This is a genomic window from Nocardia bhagyanarayanae (genome assembly GCF_006716565.1).
Taxonomy (GTDB): domain Bacteria; phylum Actinomycetota; class Actinomycetes; order Mycobacteriales; family Mycobacteriaceae; genus Nocardia; species Nocardia bhagyanarayanae.
In genome coordinates this window covers 5,843,717-5,866,671 of record NZ_VFPG01000001.1, presented here as the reverse complement: position 1 = coordinate 5,866,671, position 22,955 = coordinate 5,843,717, and the positions used below count along the sequence as shown (strand labels likewise).

The following is a 22,955-nucleotide window of genomic DNA, read 5'->3' as shown; positions in this document are numbered from 1 at the left end:
ACGCCCAGTGCCCCAAACCCCCGAGGATCTGAGGTACACCGAAGAACACGAGTGGGTTCGTCGGATCGCCCCGAATCGGGTGCGGGTCGGCATCACCGACTATGCGCAGTCTCAGCTCGGTGACGTCGTGTTCGTGCAGCTGCCCGACGCGGACCGGGAGGCGAGCGCCGGCGAGAGCATCGCCGAGGTCGAATCGACCAAGAGCGTCTCGGACATCTACGCGCCGCTGGCCGCGAAAGTCGTTGCGGTGAACGAAGAACTCAACGCCGAGCCGGAGCTGCTGAACACCGATCCGTACGGTGCGGGGTGGCTGTTCGAGCTGGAGGCGGCGGACGCCGACGGGCTCGATGTCACGCTGGGTGAACTGCTGGATGCGGCAGGTTATCAAGGAGTTATCGGGGCCTGACGCGGCCTTCCCAGTTCTACCTGCACGGGCACGCCCCGGCAGGGTACGGTCAAAGCCAACAGATGTGCCGGCATCCGATGCCGGTGTTCTAGCGACACGACCGGTCGTGTCGGCGAAGCATCACCTGCTTGCATGGATAATCAGGTTCGAGGAGGAGAGAAACGGTGAGCGAGAACAAAGACCCGGGTTACCAGGAGACCGCGGCCGAGACGACGTCGGTCTTCCGCGCGGATTTCCTGAACGAGGTCGACGCGTCGCGCTCCGGTGAGCAGACCGGCGAACAGCCGGTCCAAGGGGTCGAGGGCCTGCCGGTCGGCGCGGCCCTCCTGGTCGTCAAGCGCGGACCGAACGCGGGATCGCGGTTCCTCCTGGATCAGCCGACCACTTCGGCGGGTCGCCACCCCGACAGTGACATCTTTCTCGACGATGTCACCGTCAGCCGTCGGCACGCCGAGTTCCGGCAGGACGACGACACCTTCCAGGTGGTGGATGTGGGCAGCCTGAACGGCACCTACGTGAACCGGGAGCCGGTGGACTCCTCGGAGCTGCAGAACGGCGACGAGGTGCAGATCGGCAAGTTCCGGCTCGTGTTCCTCACCGGACCGCGCGCCTCCGTGAACGAGCCGTCGGCGGGTGCGGGCAGTCTATGAGCACGACGGCGCCGATGTGTGTGAAAGGCACGGCGCTGTGACGGGCGCGGCGCAGTGGGCGCGCGGAGGGATGTCGATCGGCTCCGTTCTCGACCTGCTGCGACCCGACTTTCCCGATATCACCATCTCGAAGATCAGGTTCCTCGAAGCCGAGGGCCTGATCCGGCCTGAGCGCACGCCGTCCGGCTACCGCAGGTTCTCGGTCGCGGACTGTGAACGGCTCAGGTTCGTGCTGACCGCGCAACGCGATCAGTACCTGCCGCTGAAGGTGATCAAAGAGCAACTCGAAGCGATCGACAGCGGGGCGGCCACGCTCGGTGTGCGGGAAGCCCGCGCCCGAGCGCATTCCGGTCGTCCGGGCGGTGCGGAGTCGGGGCCGGTCACGGCCGCCGATTCCGGATCCGTCGGCGCGCAGGTCGGCCGTGCCGCGCGTACGGCCGCGCCGCGCCGATTGGGCGTGGTGCCCGGCGAGGTCTCGCCGGACGAGTTGCGCTTCGATCATGAAATCCGGCTCACCCGAGCCGATCTGCTGGAACAGGCCGAGATCGATGAGAGATTCCTCAACGATCTGATCCGGGCCAATCTGATCTCACCGGGCGCCGCGGGATTCTTCGACGGCGAGGCGGTGACGTTGGCCAGAACCGCCCGCGCCATGGCCGAATTCGGTCTCGAGGCACGGCATCTGCGCGCCTTCAAACTGGCCGCGGACCGGGAGGCGGCGCTGCTCGCCCAGATCGCCGCGCCGATCGCGAAGAGCCGCGACGCGGGCGCGCGAGCAAGGGCCGAGGAAACCGTGCGCGAACTCGCGGCACTGTCGCTGACGCTGCACACCTGCCTGGTGAAAGCCTCGGTACGCAACTCTCTCGGAAGCTGACCTCCGCGCCTGTATTCCACCCCGGCAACACGCCGATTTCGGCTGTGCACACCGATCGCAGCACCGCTGTGGGTTCGCCTAGACTCGTGGTACGGCGAGCTCTGCAGCGGTCAGGTCGGGCGGCCGGCGAATATGGGAGGCAGTGCTATGAGCGAGCGCAGCGAGCGAATCATGTCACAGCGTGCTTCGCGCATGCCGGATCCGAGGGTTAGTGAGGCGCAGGCATGAGGGAGCGAAGCGAGCGAATCATGTTTCAGCGTGCTTCGCGCATGGCGGAGCCGAGCGTTAGCGAGGCGCAGGCATGAGTGAAATGCGCGTGATTGGCATCCGCGTCGAGCAGCCACAGAACCAGCCCGTGTTGTTGCTGCGCGAGGTGTCGGGGGATCGGTACCTGCCGATCTGGATCGGCCAGGCCGAGGCGACCGCCATCGTGCTGGAGCAAGAGGGGGTGACCCCGATCCGCCCGCTGACCCACGATCTGATCAAGATCCTGATCACCGAGCTCGGGCACACCCTCAAGGAAGTCCGGATCGTGGATCTGCAGGAGGGCACCTTCTACGCGGATCTCGTCTTCGACAACGAGTTGCGCATCTCGGCCCGTCCATCGGACTCGGTCGCCATCGCCTTGCGGGTCGGTTGCCCGATCCATGCCGAGGAGGCGGTGCTCGAGGAGGCCGGGTTGGTCATGCCCGACGAACGCGAGGACGAGGTGGAGAAGTTCAAGGAGTTCCTCGAGTCGGTGTCGCCGGACGACTTCAAGGCCACCGACAGCTGAAGGGTTCGCCGAAATCTTCTAGACCTCAACTACAGCTGAAGACTTTTACCGCGCGTCGCGTTTGGTCCGACGATGTCGCTCCCGAGACAATCAACGGGAGTAATCTCGATAGTTGGGCCACGTCCGGAATGACGGGTCGTTGGTCATCACCGGAGCCGGGCCATCGATGAGGCTAGGCGTCTGCGGAGCAAGGGAGTGGTCAGTGGCAGAGCAATCGCAGGATGTGCGGCGGCCGGACGTCCGTCCGACCGAGGGCTCAGAGGTTCAGCCCGGCCTGTTCCCGGATGACTCCGTACCCGATGAACTAGTTGGTTACCGTGTGCCGAGCGCGTGCCAGGTCGCTGGAATCACCTACCGGCAGCTCGACTACTGGGCGCGGACCGGGCTCGTCGTGCCGTCGATTCGCAGCGCGGCGGGTTCGGGTAGTCAGCGGCTGTACTCGTTCAAGGACATCCTGGTCCTCAAGATCGTGAAGCGGCTGCTGGACGCGGGAATCTCGCTGCAGAACATCCGCATCGCCGTGGATCATCTGCGCAGCCGGGGCGTCCAGGATCTGGCGGGCATCACCCTGTTCTCCGACGGCACCTCGGTGTACGAGTGCACCTCGCCCGAGGAGGTCGTCGATTTACTGCAGGGTGGGCAGGGCGTCTTCGGTATCGCGGTCAGCGGCGCCATGCGCGAGCTGACCGGCGCCATCGCCAACTTCCCCGCGGAACGCGCCAGCAGCGCGACCGAGCGCCCGGAGGACGAGCTGGCGTTCCGGCGCAAGGCGCGGATGAACAGAGCCACCGGCTGATACCGGCGAATCTCGGCCACCGTCTCCCACCGGGGACGGTGGCCTTTTTCGGCGCGCGCGCGGAGTGACGAGGGCGACACCGGGGCGGAGGCATCGTTTCGCGAGGCGGCGACATAAACTGGCGGTGCGTCGCCGCCGTGCGGGAGAGTTCCGGTCTCGAACAGACCGGGCGCCGAAGGAGCAGCACCTCCCCGTCAATCTCTCAGGCAACAGGGACCGTACGGGCTTCGGCGCCTCTGGAAAGCGGTGGTCTGCGCATGCGCAGGACCGCCCGCCCATGGGGAAAGGGAGCCGGCCTCGACCGGGCCGCCCGAATCTCTCAGGCACCACGACAGAGGGGGAGGGCTGGACCCCGTCGACACCGCGTCTACCCATCGACACGGCTCGACCCGCCCGACCTTGGAGCTGCTGCCGTGACTCGATCATTCGCCGACCGTCATATCGGACCCGACCGGGACGAACTAGCCCGGATCCTGCCCGTCGTCGGCGTCGGATCGCTGGACGACCTGGCCACCACCGCGCTGCCCGCCAGCATCCTCGACGACACCGCGGCCGGGGCTCTCGCCGCGCTGCCGCCCGCCGCCACCGAGCACGAGGTGCTCGCCGAGCTGGCCGCGCTCGCGCACGCCAACACCGTGGCCACCTCGATGATCGGCCTCGGCTACTACGACACCCTCACCCCGCCGGTGCTGGTGCGCAATCTGCTGGAGAACCCGGCCTGGTACACCGCGTACACGCCCTACCAGCCGGAGATCAGCCAGGGCCGCCTCGAAGCGCTGCTCAACTTCCAGACCATGGTCTCGGATCTGACCGGCATGGAAGTCGCCAACGCGTCCATGCTGGACGAGGCCACCGCGGCGGCGGAGGCCATGACGCTGCTGCGCAGGGCGGGCCGGTCGAAGTCGGCGCGGCTGCTCGTCGACGCGGACCTGTTTCCGCAGACCCGCACCGTGCTCGAGACCAGGGCCGAGCCGCTCGGCATCGAGATCGTCGAGGCCGATCTGTCGACCGGTGAGCTGCCCGAGGGCGACTTTTTCGGCGTGCTGCTCCAGGCGCCGGGCGCCTCCGGCCGGATAGTCGACTGGACGGCCGTGATCGCGGCGGCGCACGAGCGCGGTGCGCTGGTCGCGGTAGGCGCGGACCTGCTCGCGATGACGCTGATCACCCCGCCGGGCGAGCAGGGCGCCGACGCCTGTTTCGGCACCACCCAGCGCTTCGGCGTTCCGCTGGGCTTCGGCGGTCCGCACGCCGGGTATCTGGCGGTGCGCAGTCAGTTCGCGCGGCAGTTGCCGGGCAGGCTGGTCGGCGTCTCGGTGGACGCGGACGGCGACCTCGCCTATCGGCTCGCGCTGCAGACCCGCGAGCAGCACATCCGCCGCGAGAAGGCGACCTCGAACATCTGCACCGCCCAGGTGCTGCTGGCCATCGTGGCGGCGATGTACGCGAGCTACCACGGTGCGGACGGACTGCGGGCGATCGCGCGGCGAGTGCACGGGCACGCGGCGGCAATCGCGGCGGGCCTGGACGGCGCCGTCGTGCACGGCACCTTCTTCGACACCGTGCTCGCGCACGTGCCCGGCGGTGCGGAAGCCGTTGTGGCCAAGGCGAAGTCGCGCGGCATCAATCTGCGGCTCGTCGACGCCGACCATGTCGCCATCGCCTGCGACGAGGCGACCACCTCGGCGCACGTCGCCGCCGTGCTCGAATCCTTCGGCACCGCGCGGTCGCTGGACGACGCCGCGGCCGCACCCACCTCCTCCATCGAGACGCGCACCACCGAGTTCCTGACTCATCCGGCGTTCACCAGCTACCACACCGAGACCGCGATGCTGCGCTACCTGCGGCGGCTGTCCGACAAGGACATCGCGTTGGACCGCAGCATGATTCCGCTCGGCTCGTGCACCATGAAGCTCAACGCGACCGCCGAGATGGAGCCCATCACCTGGCCCGGCTTCGCCAGGGTGCACCCGTACGCGCCGGTCGAGGACGCGCCCGGTCTGCTGAAGGTCGTCGCCGATCTGGAGAACTGGCTCTGCGAGATCACCGGCTACGACTCGGTGAGCCTGCAGCCGAACGCGGGCAGCCAGGGCGAGTACGCCGGGCTGCTCGCCATCCGCCGCTATCACTTGGACCGCGGCGACACGCATCGCGACACCTGTCTGATCCCGTCCAGCGCGCACGGCACCAACGCCGCGTCGGCGGCCATGGTCGGCATGCGCGTCGAGGTGGTCAAGTGCCGCGACAACGGTGACGTCGACTTGGACGATCTGCGCGCGAAGATCGCCGACCACGCCGACCGGCTGGCCTGCATCATGATCACCTACCCGTCCACGCACGGCGTGTACGAGCACGAGGTCGCCGAGCTGTGCGCACTGGTGCACGACGCGGGCGGCCAGGTGTACGTGGACGGCGCGAATCTGAACGCGCTCGTCGGCCTCGCCCGTCCCGGCAAGTTCGGCGGCGACGTCAGCCACCTGAACCTGCACAAGACCTTCTGCATCCCGCATGGCGGCGGCGGTCCGGGCGTCGGGCCGGTGGCCGTGCGCGAGCACCTGGCGAAGTACCTGCCCGGCGACCCGCTGGAGCGCGGTTCGCACGCGGTGTCGGCGGCGATGTACGGTTCCGCCTCGATCCTGCCGATCACCTGGGCCTACATCCGGATGATGGGCGCCGAGGGCCTGCGCCGCGCCACGCTCTCGGCCATCGCTTCGGCCAACTATGTGGCGCGCAGGCTGAACGAGCACTTCCCGGTCCTCTACACCGGGGAGAACGGCATGGTCGCGCACGAATGCATCCTCGACCTGCGCGAGATCACCAAGCGCACCGGCGTCACCGTCGACGATGTGGCGAAGCGCTTGGCGGACTACGGTTTTCACGCGCCGACCATGAGCTTCCCGGTCGCCGGCACGCTGATGGTGGAGCCGACGGAGAGTGAGAACCTCGCCGAGCTGGACGATTTCATCGAGGCGATGATCGCCATCCGCGCCGAGATCGATCAGGTCGGCGCGGGCGTCTGGCCGGTGGAGGACAACCCGCTGCGCGGCGCGCCACACACGGCGGCCAGCCTGGTCGGCGAGTGGGAGCATCCCTACAGTCGCGAAATCGCCGTCTACCCAAGGGGTCTCGGGCACGCCAGGGCCAAGGTGTGGCCGCCGGTGCGGCGTATCGACGGCGCGTACGGCGACCGCAACCTGGTGTGCTCCTGCCCGCCGCTGGACGCCTACACCGACTGACGCACGACGCCAGCCGCCGCACCGAGGACGCACCTCGGCGGGGCGGCTTTCGCGTATTCGGAGGCCTGTTCACAGAGTGCGCGCGGCGGCGAGGGCCGCGTCGGCCGCCACGCGCGCGTCCTCGGCGGTCACCGGTTCGCGGGAGATGAACAGCCGGTAGTAGATCGGCGCGACGGCGAAGCGGATGATCTGCTCCGCGTCCACGGTGGCCGGGAGTTCGCCGCGGTCGACGGCCCGCCGCACGATCTCGGCCGACTGTCGGTGGCGCGCCTGATAGAAGTCGTGCAGCGCGGTCGCGGCGGCGGGGTTCTGCATGGCCGCGGCGATGAACGCGCTCGCGACCGGACCCGCCTCCTCGTCGGCGAATCCGGTCCGTACCAGTTCGGTCAGCGCACGCAGGTCGCCGGCGAGCGTGCCGGTGTCGGGGATCGGCCACGGTTCGGCGGCGGCGAGGTCGAGCGCGTCGGCGATCAGTCCCTCCGGGCTGCGCCAGCGGCGATAGACCGTGGTCTTGTGCACCCCCGAACGCTGGGCCACCGCGTCCACCGAAAGCCCCTGGTAGCCGTGCTCGGCGAGTTCCGCGAGGGTGGCCGCGCGCACGTCGTCGCGGACCCGCGCGCTGCGGCCGCCGGGCCGTTTCCGAGTCTCCAAAGACAACTCCTGTTGCGTTTAAGTGGATGACTTGCTAGCTTAAAGCTACACAAGTTGTGATTGGAGTTCCATCTGACCACCCAACTGACCCTTCGGGGTGTCGCGAAGTCCTACGGCGACCGCCGCGTGCTCGACGGTGTCACGCTCACGATCCGGCCCGGTGAACGGGTCGGCATCGTCGGGGAGAACGGTTCGGGCAAGTCGACGTTGCTGCGCCTGATGATCGGAGCGGAGCGCGCCGACGACGGCCTCGTGACCGTCGATGCGCCGGGCGGCATCGGCTACCTCGGTCAGACGCCGGCAGGCGAAACCGTCGCCGACGCCATCGATCTGGCCCTGGCCGAACTGCGCCACCTCGAGCGGCGCATGGGGGAAGCCGCCGCCGCGCAGGACATGGACGCCTACGGCGAGCTGCTCACCGCCTTCGAAGCCAGGGACGGCTACGACGCCGACGCCAGGGTCGACAAGGCGATGCACGGCCTCGGGCTCGCGGGCATCGGGCGCGACCGCGCGGTGGCGAGCCTGTCCGGCGGCGAGCAGGCACGGCTCGGGCTGGCCTGCCTGCTGGCGGCGTCGCCGGAGATCCTGCTGCTCGACGAACCGACCAACCACCTCGACGAAGCGGCACTGACTTGGCTGGAGGACCGCCTGCGCGGCCATCGCGGCACCGTCGTCGTTGTCTCGCACGACCGGGTCTTCCTGGACCGCGTGGTGACCGCGATCATCGAGGTCGAACATGGCGGCATCACCCGGTTCGGCGGCGGTTACACCGGTTTCCTCGCCGAGAAGGCCGCGGCGCGGCAGCGCTGGGAGCAGGCCTACGCGCAGTGGCGGGACGAGATCCGGCGGCTCGAGGAGTTCTCCGCGACCACCGCGCACCGGGTCGCGGCGGGCCGGGGGATGAAGGACAACAACAAGATGGCCTACGACCGCAACGCGGGCCGGGTGCAGAATTCCATCTCCTCGCGCGTGCGGCAGACGGCCGAGCGGTTGCGCAGGTTGACCGACGACCCCGTGCCGCCGCCACCGAAGCCGCTGCGTTTCCGCGGCAGATTCGGTGCGGCACAGGCGAAGTCGTTCGAGATCGGCGCACTCACCCTGGGCCCGCGCGACCGGCTGCTGATCGACGGCCCCAACGGCTCGGGCAAATCGACGCTGCTGGACGCCATCTACGCCCGCACCCCGGGCCGCGTCGGCTACCTGCGCCAGGAGGTCGCGTTCGATCCGGCACAGACCGTCGCCCAGGCCTACGGTCACGGCAGGGACGCGCTGGTGTCGACCGGGCTGTTCCACCGGAGCGCGCTCGACGTGCCCGTCGGAGCGTTGTCCGAAGGGCAGCGACGCAGGCTCGCGCTGGCCAGGGTGCTGGCGGGCGAGCACGATCTGCTGCTGCTCGACGAGCCGACCAATCACCTGTCGCCGGCGCTGGTGGAGGACCTGGAGCAGGCGCTCGGTGAGTATCCGGGTGCGGTGGTCGTGGTCAGCCACGACCGGGCGCTGCGCCGCCGCTTCCATGGCGAACGAAAGGAAGTGCACGAATTTGCCTGAGATCCGCACGACGATCGAGGCGCCGGGCGCGCCGTACGGCGTCACCGTCGACAAGGCGGGCGCGCTGTGGTTCACGATGGCCGCGCAGGGTTCGATCGGCCGATGGACGGGGGAGCGGGTCGAGACCTTCGCCCTCGACCCGGCCGACGGGCAGCCGACGGTGATCGTCGCTGGGCCCGACGACGCGGTCTGGTTCACAGAGTTTCGCGGCAACCGGATCGGCCGGATCGGCGCGGACGGCGCGCTGTCCTTCGTCGCCGCCGACGCGCCGTACGGTTTGTGTCTTGGACCGGACGGCGCGCTGTGGTGCACGGAACTCCAGTCCGGTCACATCGGGCGGCTGTCGGGCGACGGGCTGATCACCCGGTATCCGGTCGAGGGAATGCCCTCGATGATCACCGCGGGCCCCGACGGCGCGCTCTGGTTCACCCTGAATCAGGCCAACGCCATCGGCCGCGTCGCCACCGACGGCGCGATCACCACGTACCCGCTGCCGACCGAGCAAGCGAACCCGGTCGGCATCACCGCCGGTACCGACGGCGCGCTGTGGTTCGTCGAGATCGGCGCGGGACAGATCGGCCGCATCACCGTCGACGGGTCGATCGAGGAGTTCCCGCTGCCGGATCGCGCGGCGCGTCCGCACGCGATCATCGCGGGACCCGATGGGGCGCTGTGGTTCACGCAGTGGGGTAGCTCCCGGCTCGGGTGGATCACCACCGCGAGGCAGATCGGCGAACTCGACTTGCCCGGTGCGGAACCGCACGGTTTGACGCTCGGCGCCGACGATGCCATCTGGGTGGCCATGGAGTCGGGCGCGCTGGTGTGCGTCGAACCGGACTGATCCGCCTACCTACGGCGTGGTGAGCGCTTGGACCACGGCGCTGCCGAAACTCAGGTCGTTCGAGGTGGCCAGCCGGGTGTAGGTGCCGCCGGTGCGCTGGGCGGCGGTCTGGAGCGTGTCGGTGCCGTTGCCCCCGATCACGATGACGTCGACGCGCACCGGGCGATCCGGGTCGGCGGCCGCCGCGAGATCGGCGAGCAGCTGCGCACCGGTCACCGAGGAGTCGTCGTCGGGTCCGTCGGTGATGAGCAGCACCGAGTTCGTCCGTCCTTCGGCGTAGCCGTTCACGGCGCTGCGGTATGCGGCGAGCAGAGCGGGATAGGCCTGGTCGGGCCGGGTCTCGGTGGCGCGCACAGTGCTCAGTGCGGTGTCGACGGCGGTGCGCTGGCCGTCGGCGAGGGCGGCGGTGCGGGCCTGCACGCGGTACGGGTTGACGCCGTCGAGACTCTTGCCGAAAGTCCAGACGCCGAGGCCGAAGTCCGGCGGCATGACGTTCATGGTGGACCGCAACGCGCCGAGCGTGTTCGCCAGTCGAGTGCTCGCGCCCTCGGCGGTCGACATGGATGCCGACACGTCGAGCAACACCGTGGAATGCACGCCGAGCACCGGATGCGCGAGGGTGGCCCGCAGCTTGTCCAGCGCGGCGCGCGACGCGCCGGGACCGGTGGGCGGGGGGACCGCGGTGAAGCCCGCGCTGGTGAAGAACGGCGCCTGTTCGGGATTGCGTAGGTAGTCGACGAACAGTCCGGCGATCAGGTTCTGCGTCTGGTCCACCCACGGGCCCGACATGAGCGCGGCGGGATGATCGGCCACCGGCGGATTGCCCGCGGGACGGAAGACGGCGACGCCGGGCTGCCCGGCAATTTGCTGTTCAGTAGCGGCTACCGCGTGGATGGCGGAGTTCCCGGCGTGGGCCGGATCGGCGATCGCGGCGAGGGCAGCGGCGGTGTCGGCGGCCTCGGGCGCGCCGGACGCCAAGCCGGAGACCGCGGCGACCACTTGGCCGGACTGCGCGCCCGCGTCGGTGAGCGGCTCCTCGCCCGCCACGGCCGAACCGACCGCGACCGCGGCGGCCAGCGTGGCGTCACCGTCCGGCAGCGCCATGCGCAACCCGCCCCAACCGGCCACGCCGAGCTCGCCGAGCGAACCTTGCTGCAGGCGGGGCAGATCGCCCCACGCGATCCGCGCGCCTTCCAGCGCCGCGCGCACTTGCTCGGGCACGCCGAGCGCGATGGGGCTGCCCGCGATCGGACTCGGTTCGCCCGCAACGAGTCCCGGCACCCGCATGATCTCGACGGCACGCGAGGAACTCGGAATCCACAGTGCGGGTTGGGGTCCCAGCGCCGGGTTCCAGGCACCACCCGCGCGGAACGCCTCGGCCACCTCGGCGGAGGGCTGTGCCGTGACCGACACGCGCGCGCAGTGATCGCGCACCTGCGGCTCGGTGGCGTTGTACTTGTCGGCGATGGCGCGCACGGGCGCCTCGAGGTCGGGATCGACGGTGACGAACAGCGTCGAAGGGCCCTCCACGCACTCCGCGGCCGCCGCGCTGTCGCGGTCGGCGGCCCGGTCGCGGAACTGGAGCCAGGCGAAAACCGCGGCGCCGAGTAGCAGGATGGCAACCACTGCGATAACCGGACCTTTGCTGATACCTCGAGATCTGGTCCCGCTGCGATGAGTGCCCACGGCGCTACAGTGTATGGTCACCGCCGGTTCGCCCGCCCGGCGAGTCCACCGGTTCGGCGCGCGACGCGCCCGGCGCATCCTCGACGCACCCGAGCCGCCGACGTCGTCGTGCGTCGGCGGCTCGGCGGCCGGTTATTCGCGGATCATCCGCCCGCGGTCGAACTCGTGCCCACCCCACACACCGGACTGTCCGGTGTCGGCGGCGAACTCGGCGCAGGACGCCCGGATCGGGCAGCTCGCGCAGATGTTCCGCGCGTAGTCGAAGTCCTGCGACGGGTACGGGAACCAGGCCTCGTGATTCGGATCACCGCGGCACGCGGCCCGATGCCACCCTCGGGCGTCCGAGAGCGGGAGCAGGTCGGCGAGCGTGAGCTCGACACCGGTCGGCGATGTTCGGACGGTCATGGATCCTTACTCCTTTCTCGGTTCTCAGGTGCTCGCCAGCTGCTTCCAGATCTGGCGTTGCCGCTTGGCCAGCGGATCGGGTGCCTTCGGCTGCCACAGCAACCGCATGCCCGCTTCCTCCGGCGTCCGATCGGCCTTGAGCGTGTTGCACGGCGCGCATGCCGCGATCAGGTTGCTCCAGGTGTTGGGGCCACCGCGGCTGCGCGGACGGATGTGGTCGACGGTGCGCGCCCAACCCGCGCAGTAACCGCACCGGTGCGCGTCGCGCCGCAGCACGGCCGCCAGGGTGGCGCGGCTCTCGTCGTGCACCCGGGCGGTGTGCTCGATGTAGACGTAGCGCAGTAGCCGGATGGTCTCCGGCAAGGCGATCTCCATGTGCCGCGACCGGATCGGGAAGTGCGGCTCCCGGTCGGCGACGGACTCGGCGGCGCCGCTGATCAGCAGCACGACCGCGCGCTCGGCGGCGACCTCGTCGATTGCCTCGTAGGAGGCGTTCAGTACGAGAACGCCGGTGTGTATCCAGTTGTCGGCGGTCAACGACGCCGGGCTGGCGGCACGTCGAAACGTCATGGGGCTCACCATGTTTCGTGGAGGAAGTGGAAGATTGGCGGAGCGCTGCGCCGTCTGGTTCGCGGCGCTCTCAGGTCGTCTGGTTCGCGGCTCGCGGGCGGTTCCCGGGGGAACCGGGGAGGTCAGCGGTCGGCCGGGAGGTGGCTCGCCGCGACGTCGTCGCCGCGCATGGGCTGTCCGTTCTCGACGGTCGAGAACCGCTGTACGGCTTTGCCGTTCGCCGAATACGCGATCTTCTGATGCACGGGCCACCTCCTCCTTCCAGATACTCGTCGGATCGCCCCGCCGGTCGGGGCGATCATCGTGGAATCACATGGTGGCACAGGGAACCCGCGTTTGTCGGGTCATTTTTTCGCGGGTGCGGGACGCCTCAGACGGCGTGCAGGGCGGCAGCGCCGAAGGACACGTTGAACCGATCGCACCAGATCGAGACGCTGGACAGAGCGGCGAGGTCGACATCGGCCGGAATGGCGTAGTTCTGGCTGCCCTTGTTGCCCTTCAGCCGTCCCAGATCCACGTGGCGGCCGTCGTCGAAGACGCCCCAGCCCGCCGTGCCTTCCAGCACCGGGGCGTCGGTGAGCCAGACGTGCAGATCCGGTCCGTCGGAGGTGTCCAGGTTCTCGACCCGCAGCACCCGGCTGCCGTCGGCCAGTCGCAAGACGCTCACCGTGCCCGACGTGCCGTGCTCATGGGAGATGAATGTTCCCGTGGCGAGCGTGCGCGGCGGCTGCGTCCCGGCATCCATCGGCGGCAGACCGCCGGGCGGCCCCGCGGTCGGGACCGCCTCGTTCACGGTGGTGTCGGTGACCAGCCGCCAAGGCTGGAACAGCGCGAGCGCCGCGCCGAGGGCGACTACGACGAGCGCCGTGAGTACCCAGGCGATCGGGGATCGAGCGATCTTGCGCACGGACACCATGGTTTTCCTTCCCGCGGGCGAATTCGTCCCTGTTCCATCATCACCGAACACGGGCGAATCGTTTACGCGGTTCAGCCGAGCGGGGTGTGTCCGAGCAGAACATGGCCGCTGAAGAGAATCTGCTTGGCGCGCGGCAGCGGGTGGAACAGGCAGCCGTGCACGTCGCGGTAGCGCATCTCGAGCTCGCTGGAGCGTGAGTAGCCGACGCCGCCGACCGTCTCGATCGCGAGCCGCACGGTCTCGATGAGCGCGTCCGCGGCGACCGTCTTGCGGCTGAGGGTGCGGGCCGCGTAGGCGTCGGTGTTGGCGAACTCCAGGTCGGCCGAGCCGCTGAACATGGCCTCGATCAGATCGGCCGCGGTCGTGTGGGCGTTGGCCAGCTCGCCGACCAGTTGCACGATGTGCGGGTCGTCGCGACCGGACACCAAGGCGAGCGCGGTGTCGACGGCGCCGTCGGCGATGCCGAGGTAGGCGGCGAGGACGAGCGGCATCGCCGCGCCGATCACCACGTTCAGCAGGGGCGGCCAGACGTCGGCGGGCCGGATCAGCGAGATGGCGGCGTCGGGGACGAACACGCCGTCCAACACCACCGTGTGCGAGCCGGTCGCACGCAAACCCAAAGTGTCCCAGGTCTTTTCGATGCGGACGCCGGGCGCGCCCAGCGGCACCGCGCAGTGCAGCACCTGCGGGCCATCGGGACCTTCGTCGTAACGGATGCTGGTGACCAGTACCGTGCCGACCTCGCAGCCGCTGGCGGGCGCTTTGCGCGCGTGCACCAGGTAGCCGCCGTCGACCCGCTCGGCGCGGCCGTTGGAGCCGACCCAGTCCGACGCACCCGTGCTGACCAGCAGCGCGCCGCCGACCACCTTCTGGAACAGCGGCGTGGCGTCGGCGCCGTGCTTGTGCCGCCAGACCTGGGTGGCGACCAGGTGCGCGTGCATGGCGAAAGCCACCGCGGTGGACGGGTCGTGGCGACCGAGCTCGCGCAGTATCTCGCCCATGTCGCGGTGCGTCGCGCCGCCGCCGCCGAATTCGGTGGGTACCAGGGCGGCCGACAGGCCGGTGTCGCGCAACAGGTCGAAGGCGGGTGCGGAGATCTCGCCGCTGCGGTCGCGCTCGGCGACCTCGGCGCGCAGGGTCTCGCCGACCGAGCGGGCGCGCTCGATCCAGTCGGTGGTGGTCATCGCGGGAATGGCTGTAGTCGTCATGTTTCGAAGCTACGAAGCCCCGCGATAACCGAATAGTGCAGAAAGTGGACCGACCCGGTCCACGAAATGGACCCCGAGAACGCGAGGTGTGGCGTGACGACAGCGACGGCGAGCTACGGCCAGTACTGCCCGATCTCCCGGGCACTCGACCTGTTGGGCGAGCGATGGTCGCTGCTCATCCTGCGCGACCTGCTGGTCGGAACGACCCGCTTCAACGACCTGGCCCGCGGCCTGCCCGGCCTGTCGCGCACCCTGCTCGCCAAGCGGTTGCGCCAGTTCGAGCGGGCCGGGTTGATCGAGAAGATCGGCGGCAGATATCTGCTCACCGAGGCGGGTCACGAGCTCGAGCCGATCCTGTTCGGCCTCGGCGCCTGGGGCGCGCGCTGGACCTTCGGCGAACCCGACCCGGACGAGCTCGACGCCGATTTGCTCGTCTGGTGGATGCACACCCGCGTGGACACCTCCTCGTTCCCCGGCCTGCGGCAGGTGCTCGCGGTGCGATTCACCGACGACCCGCGCCGCTACTGGATCGTCGTCGAACGCGGCGCGCCCTCGGTGTGCGTCACCGACCCCGGTTATCCGGTGGACGTCACCATTCGCTCCGACGTGAGCTCGCTCTACCAGGTGTGGTTGGGACGGATCCCGGTCCTGCACGCGCTGCGCACCGGTCGCCTCGTATTCACCGGCCCGCCCGCCCTGACGCGGCGGATGCCGACCGTGCTGCAACTGAGTCCCGTTGCGCCGTATTCGGATTCGCGACCGGAGCTGTCGGCGGTGTCGGCGTAACGCTGTCGCGTTGCGGGCGGTCACCCGCCGTTCGCCGAGTTCAGCGATTCCGCGCGATATCGATGCGGACGGAGTCGCTCTCCTGGACGACGAACACCCTATCGCGCTTGGCTTCCCACTTCTGCGGGAGTAGGTAGTAGCCGTCGGCGGTGCGTGCGAGCAGCCACAACCCGCTGTAGACGTAACGGTATTTCTCATTTGGCGCGGCGATCTCTCCGACTTGGGCACCCGAGCCCTCGATGCCGAGGCGGTCGACGCTGAAAACGACGACTGAGGACCGGTTGACGAAGTGCTCCGATTCCTGGCGTACGGCATCGTCGTGGCCTTTGCGTTCGGCGAACGCGGCGACTGCCCAGATGTAGCCGATGACGGCGATGGCGACGAGAACGATGGCACCGATCTGCGTCACCGTCCGAGCCGGGCGGCGCGTCCCGAGGACCGTCGGATATCGCCACCACAGCCAGCTCGCCAGGCCGGCCAGCGCCGCGCCCGCGATCAGAATGAACGGTGCCTCGACAGCGAACGGAGCGGCGAATCGAGTCGATTTGAACGCGAGGACGGCGGCGGTTGCCATGAGCAGCAGTCCAGCCCCGGCGAGGAGCCAGAGCCACCACCGCAGCGTAGTGCGTGGCTGTCGGCTCCTGAGCGCGTGCCAGGCCGGTAGCTGCCACACGATCAGGGAGGCGAGTACACCGAACATGGTGGCGAGAAGCGGCACGAACATCGCACTAACGCTGAACAATACGTAGTCCCGGGTGGAGAATTCGAGCAATTCGGGTGGCACACCGAAGTGCCCGAAGTAGGCGCGGCTGTACGCCCAGCCGAAGTAGTACAGCACTGCGGTGACGAAAGCCACCTGTGAGGCGATGGCTCCGAGTAAGGGCAGCAGCGCGAAGGGCTGGACGTCGTGCGCGGTCCTCATGAGGTAGGTGGCTGCTGGGGCTCGGACGGATCGTCCGTCGGCTCAGGTTGCGCCGGGGGCGGCGTCGTGAATGTAGGTGGTCCGACCCGCCCGCCGGTCGGCGTCGTTCGACTGATGGGCGGCGCGGTCGGCGGCAGCAGCCCCGTATGCGTGGCAACGGTCGTTGGCGAGGCCGCGGTCGTCGGCGGCCCTGCCGGAGAAGCGCCGGTCGGGGACGTTGTTGTCAACGACGCGCCGGTCGTCACCGTCGGTCTCGGCGCATCGGACTCTTCGCCGCCACACCCTGTCGCGAGGAGGGCAAGTGCCAGTGCAACAGCGATGCCGTATCCGGTGCGCACGATCGGAAATCCCCTCGTCGTCCGACCCACAACCTGCTCCGAAATTGTGGCACGGGACCTCGCCGCGCGTGACGAATCGCCGAGACTGAAGGCTCGCCGGGACCATGCCACGACGGTCCCGGCGCAGGCATCCGTCTACAGGTTCCCGACGACGTGCTCCAACCGCCGCGCGACCAACTCCCGCGCCTGCTCCCGCAGCGCGGGCCGGTACCCACTCGGGTAGACCGGATCCCCCGGCGCGTAGTTCTTCAGAACCTCCTTGGCGAGGGTGATCTTGTGCACCTCGGTCGGTCCATCGGCGATCGCCATGACCTCGGCGTAGTTCATCATGTCCACGAACGGCAGATCCTCGCTGACGCCGAGTGCGCCGTGCAGGTGCAGTGCGCGCTGGGCGATGTCGTGCATGACCTTGGGCATGGCCACCTTGATGGCGGCGATGTCCTTGCGCACCTTCAGGTAGTCCTGTTCCTTGTCGATGCGCCACGCGGTGCGGAGTACGAGCAGCCGGAACTGCTCCATCTCGATCCAGCTGTCGGCGATGCGCTCCTGGGTCATCTGCAAGCCGCCGAGGGGTCCTTTGCGCATCTGCCGCGAGACCGCGCGTTCGCACATCATGTCGAAGGCCTTGCGCACCAACGCGACCGTGCGCATGGCGTGGTGCACCCGCCCGCCGCCGAGCCGGGTCTGGGCGACGACGAAGCCTTGGCCCTCGGCGCCGAGCAGGTGGTCGGCGGGCACCCGTACGTCGGTGAAGCGCAGGTGGCCCTCGTGCTCGCTGAAGCCGCGCACGTGGAAGTTCTTGACGATCTCCAGGCCGGGAGTGTCGGCGGGCACGATGAACATCGACATGCCCTGGTACGGGCTGACGTCGGGGTCGGTGACGACCATGACGATGTGGAAGCTGGCGAACTGCGCGTTGGAGTTGAACCACTTCTCGCCGTTGATCACCCAGTGATCGCCGTCGCGTACCGCGCGGGTACGGAACAACGTCGGGTCCGAGCCGCCGGTGGGCTCGGTCATCACGTAACAGGAGCCGATCTCACCGGCCAGCAGCGGCTCCAGGTACTTCGCCTTCTGCTCGGGCGTGCCGTAGTGCGCCAGGATCTCGGCGTTGCCGGAATCCGGTGCCTGGCAACCGAATACCGACGGCGCCCAGACCGAGGTGCCGAGCACCTCGTTGAGCAGCGCCAGCTTCATCTGCCCGTAGCCCTGGCCGCCGAGCTCGGGGCCCAGGTGGCAGGCCCACAACCCTTGTTCCTTGACCTTCTCCTTCAGCGGCCGCATCAGCGCCATGGCCTCGGCATTGGTGCGGTCGTAGGGATTCGGGTAGAGCAGATCGAGCGGCTCCACCTCGCTGCGGACGAATTCCGCCGCCCAGTCCAGCTTCTGCTGGAACTCCGGGTCGGTTTCGAAATCCCAAGCCATGGTCAGCCTTTCGTGTGGTTGTCGGTCACGACACCGTCGAGGACGGTGGCGGCCAGGATGTCGGCGATCGCATCGGGGGAGTGGCCGCCGTGCGGGCGATACCAGAAGGTCACCGTGTTCAGCATGCCGAGCACGCCATTGGTGACCACGTGGTCGGCGGTGCGCAACAAACCAGCGGCGTGTCCCGCGTCGAGCGTCTGCTGCCAGTGCAGCTGGATCCGGTCGCGCAGTTCCTGTAGCTGCGCGGCGCGCTCGCCGGTGAGCGATCCCACGTCGCGCAGCTGGATGGCGACCTCGCGGCGGTGCTCGACGATCCGGCCGACGTGGCTGTGGATCAGTTTGCGCAGCTTGGTGATCGGATCGTCGCCGCCGCTGGTGATGCGTTCGGCGTCGGCGAGCATGAGTGCGGTGTAGTCGCGCAGGATCTGCCAGAGCAGTTCCTCCTTGGACCCGATGTGGTAGTACAACGCGCCGCGCTGGACGTCGGCGCGGTCACCGATCTCGGCCACGCCGGTGCCGTGAAAACCCTTCTCCGCGAACAGCTCCACGGCGGCACGGACGATGCGCTCGCGCGTGTCGCCCGCCGTCGATTCCGAGGCGGGTGGGCGTCCGCGGCGGCGCGCGGGCGCGTTGTCGTTCATTGCCACGGATCCAGGACGACCTTGCAGACCTTGTCGTCGCGATCGGCGAACATGCGGTAGGCGTCGGGTCCTGCCGACATCGGCATCCGATGCGAGACAACCGCTTCCGGGCGCAGCCTGCCCGCGGCGGTCAACTGGAGTAGTGCGGGCAGCTCGTACTGCACCGAGCACAGCCCGATGTGGAATTCGAGCTCCTTGACCTGCGCGAGCGGCATGTGGAACGGGTAGGCCCGGTTCTGGCTGACCCCGACCACGCTGACCCGCCCGCGGTGGCCGACCACGCTGATCGCCAGTTTGATCGTGGCGTCCGCGCCGACCGCCTCGAGCGCCACATCGGCGCCGCCGCCGAGCATTTCGCGTACCGCCGTCTTGGGGTCGTCGGACTCGACGGGTTCCGCGCCGAGTTCGGCCGCCCTGGCGCGCCGGTCCGCGACCAGGTCGACGCCGAGGACCCGGGCCGCGCCCATGGCGAACGCGGACTGCACCGCCATCAGCCCGACCGGTCCCAACCCGATCACCACCACCGTGTCGCCCGGCGCGATGCGCGCCCGCCGGGCCGCGTACCAGGCCGTCGGCGCGTTGTCGGTCAGCACGATGGCCGCCTCGTCGCCGATCGCCTCGGGCAGTCGCACCAGATTGCCGCCCGCGTGCGGCACGGCGAGCAGCTGCGCCTGCGCTCCCGGCAGCGAACCGCCGAGCCCGTAACAGGCGTCGACCGGCAGCGGCTGCCGCTCGCACGCCGCCACGACGCCCACCCGGCAGTTGCCGCAGCGGTCGCAGCCCGCCGACGCGGCAACGAGCACCCGGTCGCCGACCGAGAGTCCGTGGGCCTGCGGGCCGAGTTCCACGATCTCACCGACCGCCTCGTGCCCGACCCCGTAGCCGGTGCCGGGCGTGAATCCGTGGCCCGCGTAGATGTGCAAGTCGCTGCCGCAGATTCCGGCCGCGGTGACCCGCACGATCGCACCGTCCGGCCCCGGCAGCACCGGGTCGTCCAGCTCGCCGAACGAGATCGCTTGCGGCCCAGCGTAGGTGAGCGCCTTCATGTAATCCTCCTGTCGATGGCGGTGGTGCCGCCGGTCATCGCCAACCGCCGTCGAGCGCGAGCGTGGCTCCGGTGCAGAACGACGACGCGTCGGTGGCGAAGTACAATGCGGCGCCGACGATTTCGTTCGGCTGGCCGACGCGGCCCATGGCGTTCTGCTTGGTCAGTGCGCTGCGCAGCTCGTCCGGCCACGCCTTGGAGATGTCGGTCTCGAACGGACCGCACTGGATCGCGTTCACCCGAACCTTCGGCCCGTAGGTCTGCGCAAGACCCGCGGTGAGCGCGTTGAGTCCGGCCTTGGCCGCCGCGTAGGGCACCGCGAGCGGTTCCGGCCGCGCGGCCTCGATCGACGAGATATTGACGATGCTGCCGCCCGCGCCCGCCGCCATCCTGGGCGCGACCAGCGCCGAGAGCCGGAATGGGCCCTTGAGATTCACGCCGACCACCTTGTCGAACATCGCCTCGCTGACCTGATCGAGGCTGGGGTAGAGCAGGGACATGCCCGCGTTGTTCACCAGCACGTCGACTTGGCCGAACTCCGCGTAGGCGGACTCGACCAGTGCGTCGCACTGAGTCCACTCGCTGACATTGCACGCCACCGGCAGGGCACGGCGGCCGTACGTGTTCCGCACCTCGTCGGCGAGAGCGACGCAGCCGTCGCGTTGCCTGCTCGCGATGACGACGTCCGCTCCCGCCGCGGCGAAGGCGAGCACCATTTCCCTGCCGAGACCCCGGCTGCCGCCGGTGACCAGAACAACCTTGTCGGCGAGCGACACGCGCGCTCCTTCCGTTCGAAGAAATGTTCCGGTCAGTACATTAAATGCGCCGGGCGCTAGGATCAAGGGGTTGTCCGGCCGACCGCCGACATCGTGAGACGCGCCGATCGATCGACCCCGATCGACGGCGTGGCGAAATACTTTGAGCCCCCGAGGCGTTCACCCGACGCGCTCGGTCGGCGCTGGCCCTCCGCAAGGATTGGGCCTACCGACGGGTAACATGTAACCGTCTTTTCCACCCGGCTTTCTCAGAAGTGAGGCAGTAGATGACAGAGCGGATTCAGGTCGGCGGGCTCCAGGTGGCCAGCGTTCTCCACGAGTTCGTCGAGAACGAGGCGCTTCCCGGTACCGGCGTAGATTCCGCCGCGTTCTGGGCCGGCGCCGAGCAGGTGATCAACGATCTCGCTCCGCGTAACCGCGCCCTGCTGGCCGAGCGCGACGAGATCCAGGGCAAGCTGGACGCCTGGCACGCCGAGAACCCGGGCGCGAACTACGACAAGACCGCCTACAAGAACTTCCTGACCGAGATCGGCTACCTGCGCCCCGAGCCCGCCGACTTCCAGATCGAGACCGAGAACGTGGACGCCGAGATCGCATCGACGGCCGGTCCGCAGCTGGTGGTTCCGGTGATGAACGCGCGCTTCGCGATCAACGCGGCCAACGCGCGCTGGGGTTCGCTCTACGACGCGCTCTACGGCACCGACGCCATCTCCGAGGCCAACGGCGCGGAGAAGGGCACCGGCTACAACAAGGTGCGTGGCGACAAGGTCATCGAGTGGGCGCGCAACTTCCTCGACGACGCCGTCACCCTGATCACCGGCTCGCACATCGGCTCGACCTCCTACAAGATCGTCGACGGCGAGCTGGAGGTCGGCCTGGAGGACGGCACCGAGATCGGTCTGGCCGATCCCTCGCAGCTGGTCGGCTACCTGGGTGACCCGGCCGCGCCCACCTCGGTGCTGCTGAAGCACAACGGCCTGCACATCGAGATCCAGATCGACCCGAACTCGCCGATCGGCAGCACCGACACCGCCGGCGTCAAGGACGTCGTGCTGGAGTCCGCGATCACCACGATCATGGACTTCGAGGACTCGGTCGCGGCGGTCGACGCCGAGGACAAGGTGCTCTGCTACCACAACTGGCTCGGCCTGATGAAGGGCACGCTGGCCGAAGAGGTCGCCAAGGGTGGCAAGACCTTCACCCGCACCATGAACCCGGACCGCGTCTACACCGCGCTGGACGGTTCCGAGCTGGTGCTGCACGGCCGCTCGCTGCTGTTCGTGCGCAACGTCGGCCACCTGATGACCTCCGACGCCATCCTCGACAAGGACGGCAACGAGGTGCCCGAGGGCATCATGGACGGCCTGATCACCTCGCTGATCGCCAAGCACTCGCTCAACGGCGACACCGAGCTGAAGAACAGCCGCACCGGCTCCGTCTACATCGTGAAGCCGAAGATGCACGGCCCCGACGAGGTCGCGTTCACCAACGAGCTGTTCGGCCGCGTCGAGGACGTCATCGGCCTGGACCGCAACACGCTCAAGGTCGGCATCATGGACGAGGAGCGCCGCACCACGGTGAACCTGAAGGCCTGCATCCAGGCCGCCAAGGAGCGGGTGGTGTTCATCAACACCGGCTTCCTGGACCGCACCGGCGACGAGATCCACACCTCCATGGAGGCCGGGCCGATGGTCCGCAAGGCCGACATGAAGGCCCAGCAGTGGATCCTGTCCTACGAGGACTGGAACGTCGACACCGGTCTGGCCGCGGGCCTGCCCGGCAAGGCGCAGATCGGCAAGGGCATGTGGGCCATGCCGGATCTGATGGCCGACATGCTGGTCCAGAAGGTCGGCCACCCGAAGGCGGGCGCCAACACCGCGTGGGTGCCCTCGCCGACCGCCGCCACCCTGCACGCCACCCACTACCACCTGGTGGACGTGTTCAAGCGGCAGGCCGAGATCGCCAAGGGCGGTCGCCGCGCCACCGTCGACCAGATCCTGGAGATCCCGCTCGCCGCGCAGCCCAACTGGACCGCGGAGGAGAAGCAGCAGGAGCTGGACAACAACTCGCAGTCCATCCTCGGCTACGTGGTGCGCTGGATCGACCAGGGCGTCGGCTGCTCCAAGGTGCCCGACATCAAGGACGTCGCGCTGATGGAAGACCGTGCGACCCTGCGTATCTCGAGCCAGCTGATGGCGAACTGGCTGCGCCACGGCATCGTCACCGCCGACGAGGTGGTGGCCAGCCTGGAGCGGATGGCTCCGGTCGTCGACCGGCAGAACGCGGGCGATCCGAACTACCGCCCGATGGCCACCGACTTCGCGGGCAGCATCGCCTTCCAGGCCGCCAAGGAGCTGATCCTCGAGGGCACCAGGCAGCCCAACGGCTACACCGAGCCGATCCTGCACCGCCGCCGCCGCGAGGCCAAGGCGCTGGCTTGCGTGTAAAGCGCTGAGCGACGAA

General features: G+C 68.9%; 22 protein-coding genes and 1 riboswitch. Of the genes, 10 read left to right on the top strand and 12 right to left on the bottom strand.

Features of this window, described 5'->3' with window-relative positions; genetic code table 11:
* The first annotated feature begins 7 nt into the window (after window positions 1-7).
* The 6 genes from gcvH to gcvP all read left to right on the top strand — a co-directional run bounded on the left by gcvH (window position 8) and on the right by gcvP (window position 6,734).
* Window positions 8-406 (top strand): glycine cleavage system protein GcvH, encoded by a 399-nt coding sequence (gene gcvH, locus FB390_RS25750; protein WP_141811269.1) that lies wholly within the window; start codon window positions 8-10, stop codon window positions 404-406.
* Window positions 407-570: 164 nt separating this feature from the next.
* The gene (gene odhI / locus FB390_RS25745; RefSeq protein WP_067839009.1) at window positions 571-1,056 is read left to right on the top strand and encodes an oxoglutarate dehydrogenase inhibitor Odhl; all 486 of its coding nucleotides are present in this window, start codon (window positions 571-573) and stop codon (window positions 1,054-1,056) included.
* A 70-nt stretch (window positions 1,057-1,126) separates the two neighbouring features.
* Entirely contained in the window at window positions 1,127-1,930 is an 804-nt protein-coding gene (gene ftsR, locus FB390_RS25740; RefSeq protein ID WP_141811268.1) for a transcriptional regulator FtsR, read from the top strand.
* A gap of 301 nt (window positions 1,931-2,231) precedes the next feature.
* Window positions 2,232-2,705 carry a bifunctional nuclease family protein gene (locus FB390_RS25735; RefSeq protein WP_141811267.1) on the top strand — a complete coding sequence of 158 codons (474 nt, stop codon included), beginning with the start codon at window positions 2,232-2,234 and terminating at the stop codon, window positions 2,703-2,705.
* A 202-nt stretch (window positions 2,706-2,907) separates the two neighbouring features.
* A complete protein-coding gene (locus FB390_RS25730; protein ID WP_067778562.1) occupies window positions 2,908-3,501 on the top strand; it encodes a MerR family transcriptional regulator in 594 nt (197 codons plus the stop codon).
* 130 nt (window positions 3,502-3,631) lie between these two features.
* A riboswitch (glycine riboswitch) is annotated at window positions 3,632-3,730 on the top strand.
* A gap of 184 nt (window positions 3,731-3,914) precedes the next feature.
* Window positions 3,915-6,734, top strand: a complete 2,820-nt coding sequence (gene gcvP, locus FB390_RS25725; RefSeq protein ID WP_141811266.1) for an aminomethyl-transferring glycine dehydrogenase — start codon at window positions 3,915-3,917, stop codon at window positions 6,732-6,734.
* 69 nt (window positions 6,735-6,803) lie between these two features.
* Here gcvP and FB390_RS25720 read toward each other — a convergent pair whose 3' ends face one another.
* Complete coding sequence (locus FB390_RS25720; protein ID WP_141811265.1) at window positions 6,804-7,385, bottom strand: TetR/AcrR family transcriptional regulator; 582 nt, start codon at window positions 7,383-7,385, stop codon at window positions 6,804-6,806.
* Window positions 7,386-7,445: 60 nt separating this feature from the next.
* Here FB390_RS25720 and FB390_RS25715 point away from each other — a divergent pair, with 60 nt between their 5' ends.
* Both FB390_RS25715 and FB390_RS25710 read left to right on the top strand, forming a co-directional pair.
* Window positions 7,446-8,933 carry an ABC-F family ATP-binding cassette domain-containing protein gene (locus tag FB390_RS25715; RefSeq protein ID WP_141811264.1) on the top strand — a complete coding sequence of 496 codons (1,488 nt, stop codon included), beginning with the start codon at window positions 7,446-7,448 and terminating at the stop codon, window positions 8,931-8,933.
* On the top strand, window positions 8,926-9,774 hold the full coding sequence (locus FB390_RS25710; protein WP_141811263.1) for a Vgb family protein: 849 nt from the start codon (window positions 8,926-8,928) through the stop codon (window positions 9,772-9,774). The genes FB390_RS25715 and FB390_RS25710 overlap by 8 nt, the downstream gene beginning before the upstream one ends.
* Before the next feature lie 9 nt (window positions 9,775-9,783).
* Here the strand turns inward: FB390_RS25710 and FB390_RS25705 are convergent, their stop codons facing one another.
* The 6 genes from FB390_RS25705 to FB390_RS25685 all read right to left on the bottom strand — a co-directional run bounded on the left by FB390_RS25705 (window position 9,784) and on the right by FB390_RS25685 (window position 14,559).
* Complete coding sequence (locus FB390_RS25705; protein ID WP_246124209.1) at window positions 9,784-11,400, bottom strand: substrate-binding domain-containing protein; 1,617 nt, start codon at window positions 11,398-11,400, stop codon at window positions 9,784-9,786.
* Between the two features lie 192 nt (window positions 11,401-11,592).
* Window positions 11,593-11,865, bottom strand: a complete 273-nt coding sequence (locus FB390_RS25700; RefSeq protein WP_141811261.1) for a WhiB family transcriptional regulator — start codon at window positions 11,863-11,865, stop codon at window positions 11,593-11,595.
* Window positions 11,866-11,889: 24 nt separating this feature from the next.
* Window positions 11,890-12,435 (bottom strand): HNH endonuclease, encoded by a 546-nt coding sequence (locus FB390_RS25695; protein ID WP_141811260.1) that lies wholly within the window; start codon window positions 12,433-12,435, stop codon window positions 11,890-11,892.
* Window positions 12,436-12,557: 122 nt separating this feature from the next.
* Window positions 12,558-12,680, bottom strand: a complete 123-nt coding sequence (locus FB390_RS34690) for a hypothetical protein (protein ID WP_281292411.1) — start codon at window positions 12,678-12,680, stop codon at window positions 12,558-12,560.
* Window positions 12,681-12,805: 125 nt separating this feature from the next.
* The gene (locus tag FB390_RS25690) at window positions 12,806-13,351 is read right to left on the bottom strand and encodes a DM13 domain-containing protein (protein WP_141811259.1); all 546 of its coding nucleotides are present in this window, start codon (window positions 13,349-13,351) and stop codon (window positions 12,806-12,808) included.
* A 71-nt stretch (window positions 13,352-13,422) separates the two neighbouring features.
* The gene (locus tag FB390_RS25685; RefSeq protein ID WP_141811258.1) at window positions 13,423-14,559 is read right to left on the bottom strand and encodes an acyl-CoA dehydrogenase family protein; all 1,137 of its coding nucleotides are present in this window, start codon (window positions 14,557-14,559) and stop codon (window positions 13,423-13,425) included.
* 93 nt (window positions 14,560-14,652) lie between these two features.
* On the opposite strand from FB390_RS25685, the gene FB390_RS25680 reads away from it, so the two are divergent.
* Complete coding sequence (locus FB390_RS25680; protein WP_221639364.1) at window positions 14,653-15,345, top strand: winged helix-turn-helix transcriptional regulator; 693 nt, start codon at window positions 14,653-14,655, stop codon at window positions 15,343-15,345.
* Between the two features lie 40 nt (window positions 15,346-15,385).
* Here FB390_RS25680 and FB390_RS25675 read toward each other — a convergent pair whose 3' ends face one another.
* From FB390_RS25675 to FB390_RS25655, 5 genes are all read right to left on the bottom strand, one after another.
* Entirely contained in the window at window positions 15,386-16,267 is an 882-nt protein-coding gene (locus tag FB390_RS25675) for a hypothetical protein (protein WP_141811256.1), read from the bottom strand.
* A 473-nt stretch (window positions 16,268-16,740) separates the two neighbouring features.
* Window positions 16,741-18,030 carry an acyl-CoA dehydrogenase family protein gene (locus FB390_RS25670; protein WP_141811255.1) on the bottom strand — a complete coding sequence of 430 codons (1,290 nt, stop codon included), beginning with the start codon at window positions 18,028-18,030 and terminating at the stop codon, window positions 16,741-16,743.
* A gap of 2 nt (window positions 18,031-18,032) precedes the next feature.
* Entirely contained in the window at window positions 18,033-18,671 is a 639-nt protein-coding gene (locus FB390_RS25665) for a TetR/AcrR family transcriptional regulator (RefSeq protein ID WP_141811254.1), read from the bottom strand.
* Window positions 18,668-19,717 carry a zinc-binding dehydrogenase gene (locus FB390_RS25660; protein WP_141811253.1) on the bottom strand — a complete coding sequence of 350 codons (1,050 nt, stop codon included), beginning with the start codon at window positions 19,715-19,717 and terminating at the stop codon, window positions 18,668-18,670. Before FB390_RS25660 ends, FB390_RS25665 begins: the two co-directional genes overlap by 4 nt.
* A 34-nt stretch (window positions 19,718-19,751) precedes the next feature.
* Window positions 19,752-20,492 (bottom strand): SDR family NAD(P)-dependent oxidoreductase, encoded by a 741-nt coding sequence (locus tag FB390_RS25655; protein ID WP_141811252.1) that lies wholly within the window; start codon window positions 20,490-20,492, stop codon window positions 19,752-19,754.
* A gap of 266 nt (window positions 20,493-20,758) precedes the next feature.
* Here FB390_RS25655 and FB390_RS25650 point away from each other — a divergent pair, with 266 nt between their 5' ends.
* Window positions 20,759-22,939, top strand: coding sequence for a malate synthase G (locus tag FB390_RS25650; protein WP_141811251.1), 2,181 nt, complete (start codon window positions 20,759-20,761; stop codon window positions 22,937-22,939).
* Window positions 22,940-22,955: the final 16 nt, after the last annotated feature.

What these genes read in the sequence shown, in the direction of transcription:
- ftsR (WP_141811268.1), top strand. Translation starts at nt 1,127, where the DNA reads ATGTCGATCGGCTCCGTTCTCGACCTGCTGCGACCCGACTTTCCCGAT.
- FB390_RS25735 (WP_141811267.1), top strand. Translation starts at nt 2,232, where the DNA reads ATGAGTGAAATGCGCGTGATTGGCATCCGCGTCGAGCAGCCACAGAAC.
- FB390_RS25700 (WP_141811261.1), bottom strand. Translation starts at nt 11,865, where the DNA reads ATGACCGTCCGAACATCGCCGACCGGTGTCGAGCTCACGCTCGCCGAC.
- FB390_RS25695 (WP_141811260.1), bottom strand. Translation starts at nt 12,435, where the DNA reads ATGACGTTTCGACGTGCCGCCAGCCCGGCGTCGTTGACCGCCGACAAC.
- FB390_RS25690 (WP_141811259.1), bottom strand. Translation starts at nt 13,351, where the DNA reads ATGGTGTCCGTGCGCAAGATCGCTCGATCCCCGATCGCCTGGGTACTC.
- FB390_RS25685 (WP_141811258.1), bottom strand. Translation starts at nt 14,559, where the DNA reads ATGACGACTACAGCCATTCCCGCGATGACCACCACCGACTGGATCGAG.
- FB390_RS25675 (WP_141811256.1), bottom strand. Translation starts at nt 16,267, where the DNA reads ATGAGGACCGCGCACGACGTCCAGCCCTTCGCGCTGCTGCCCTTACTC.
- FB390_RS25670 (WP_141811255.1), bottom strand. Translation starts at nt 18,030, where the DNA reads ATGGCTTGGGATTTCGAAACCGACCCGGAGTTCCAGCAGAAGCTGGAC.
- FB390_RS25665 (WP_141811254.1), bottom strand. Translation starts at nt 18,671, where the DNA reads ATGAACGACAACGCGCCCGCGCGCCGCCGCGGACGCCCACCCGCCTCG.
- FB390_RS25660 (WP_141811253.1), bottom strand. Translation starts at nt 19,717, where the DNA reads ATGAAGGCGCTCACCTACGCTGGGCCGCAAGCGATCTCGTTCGGCGAG.
- FB390_RS25650 (WP_141811251.1), top strand. Translation starts at nt 20,759, where the DNA reads ATGACAGAGCGGATTCAGGTCGGCGGGCTCCAGGTGGCCAGCGTTCTC.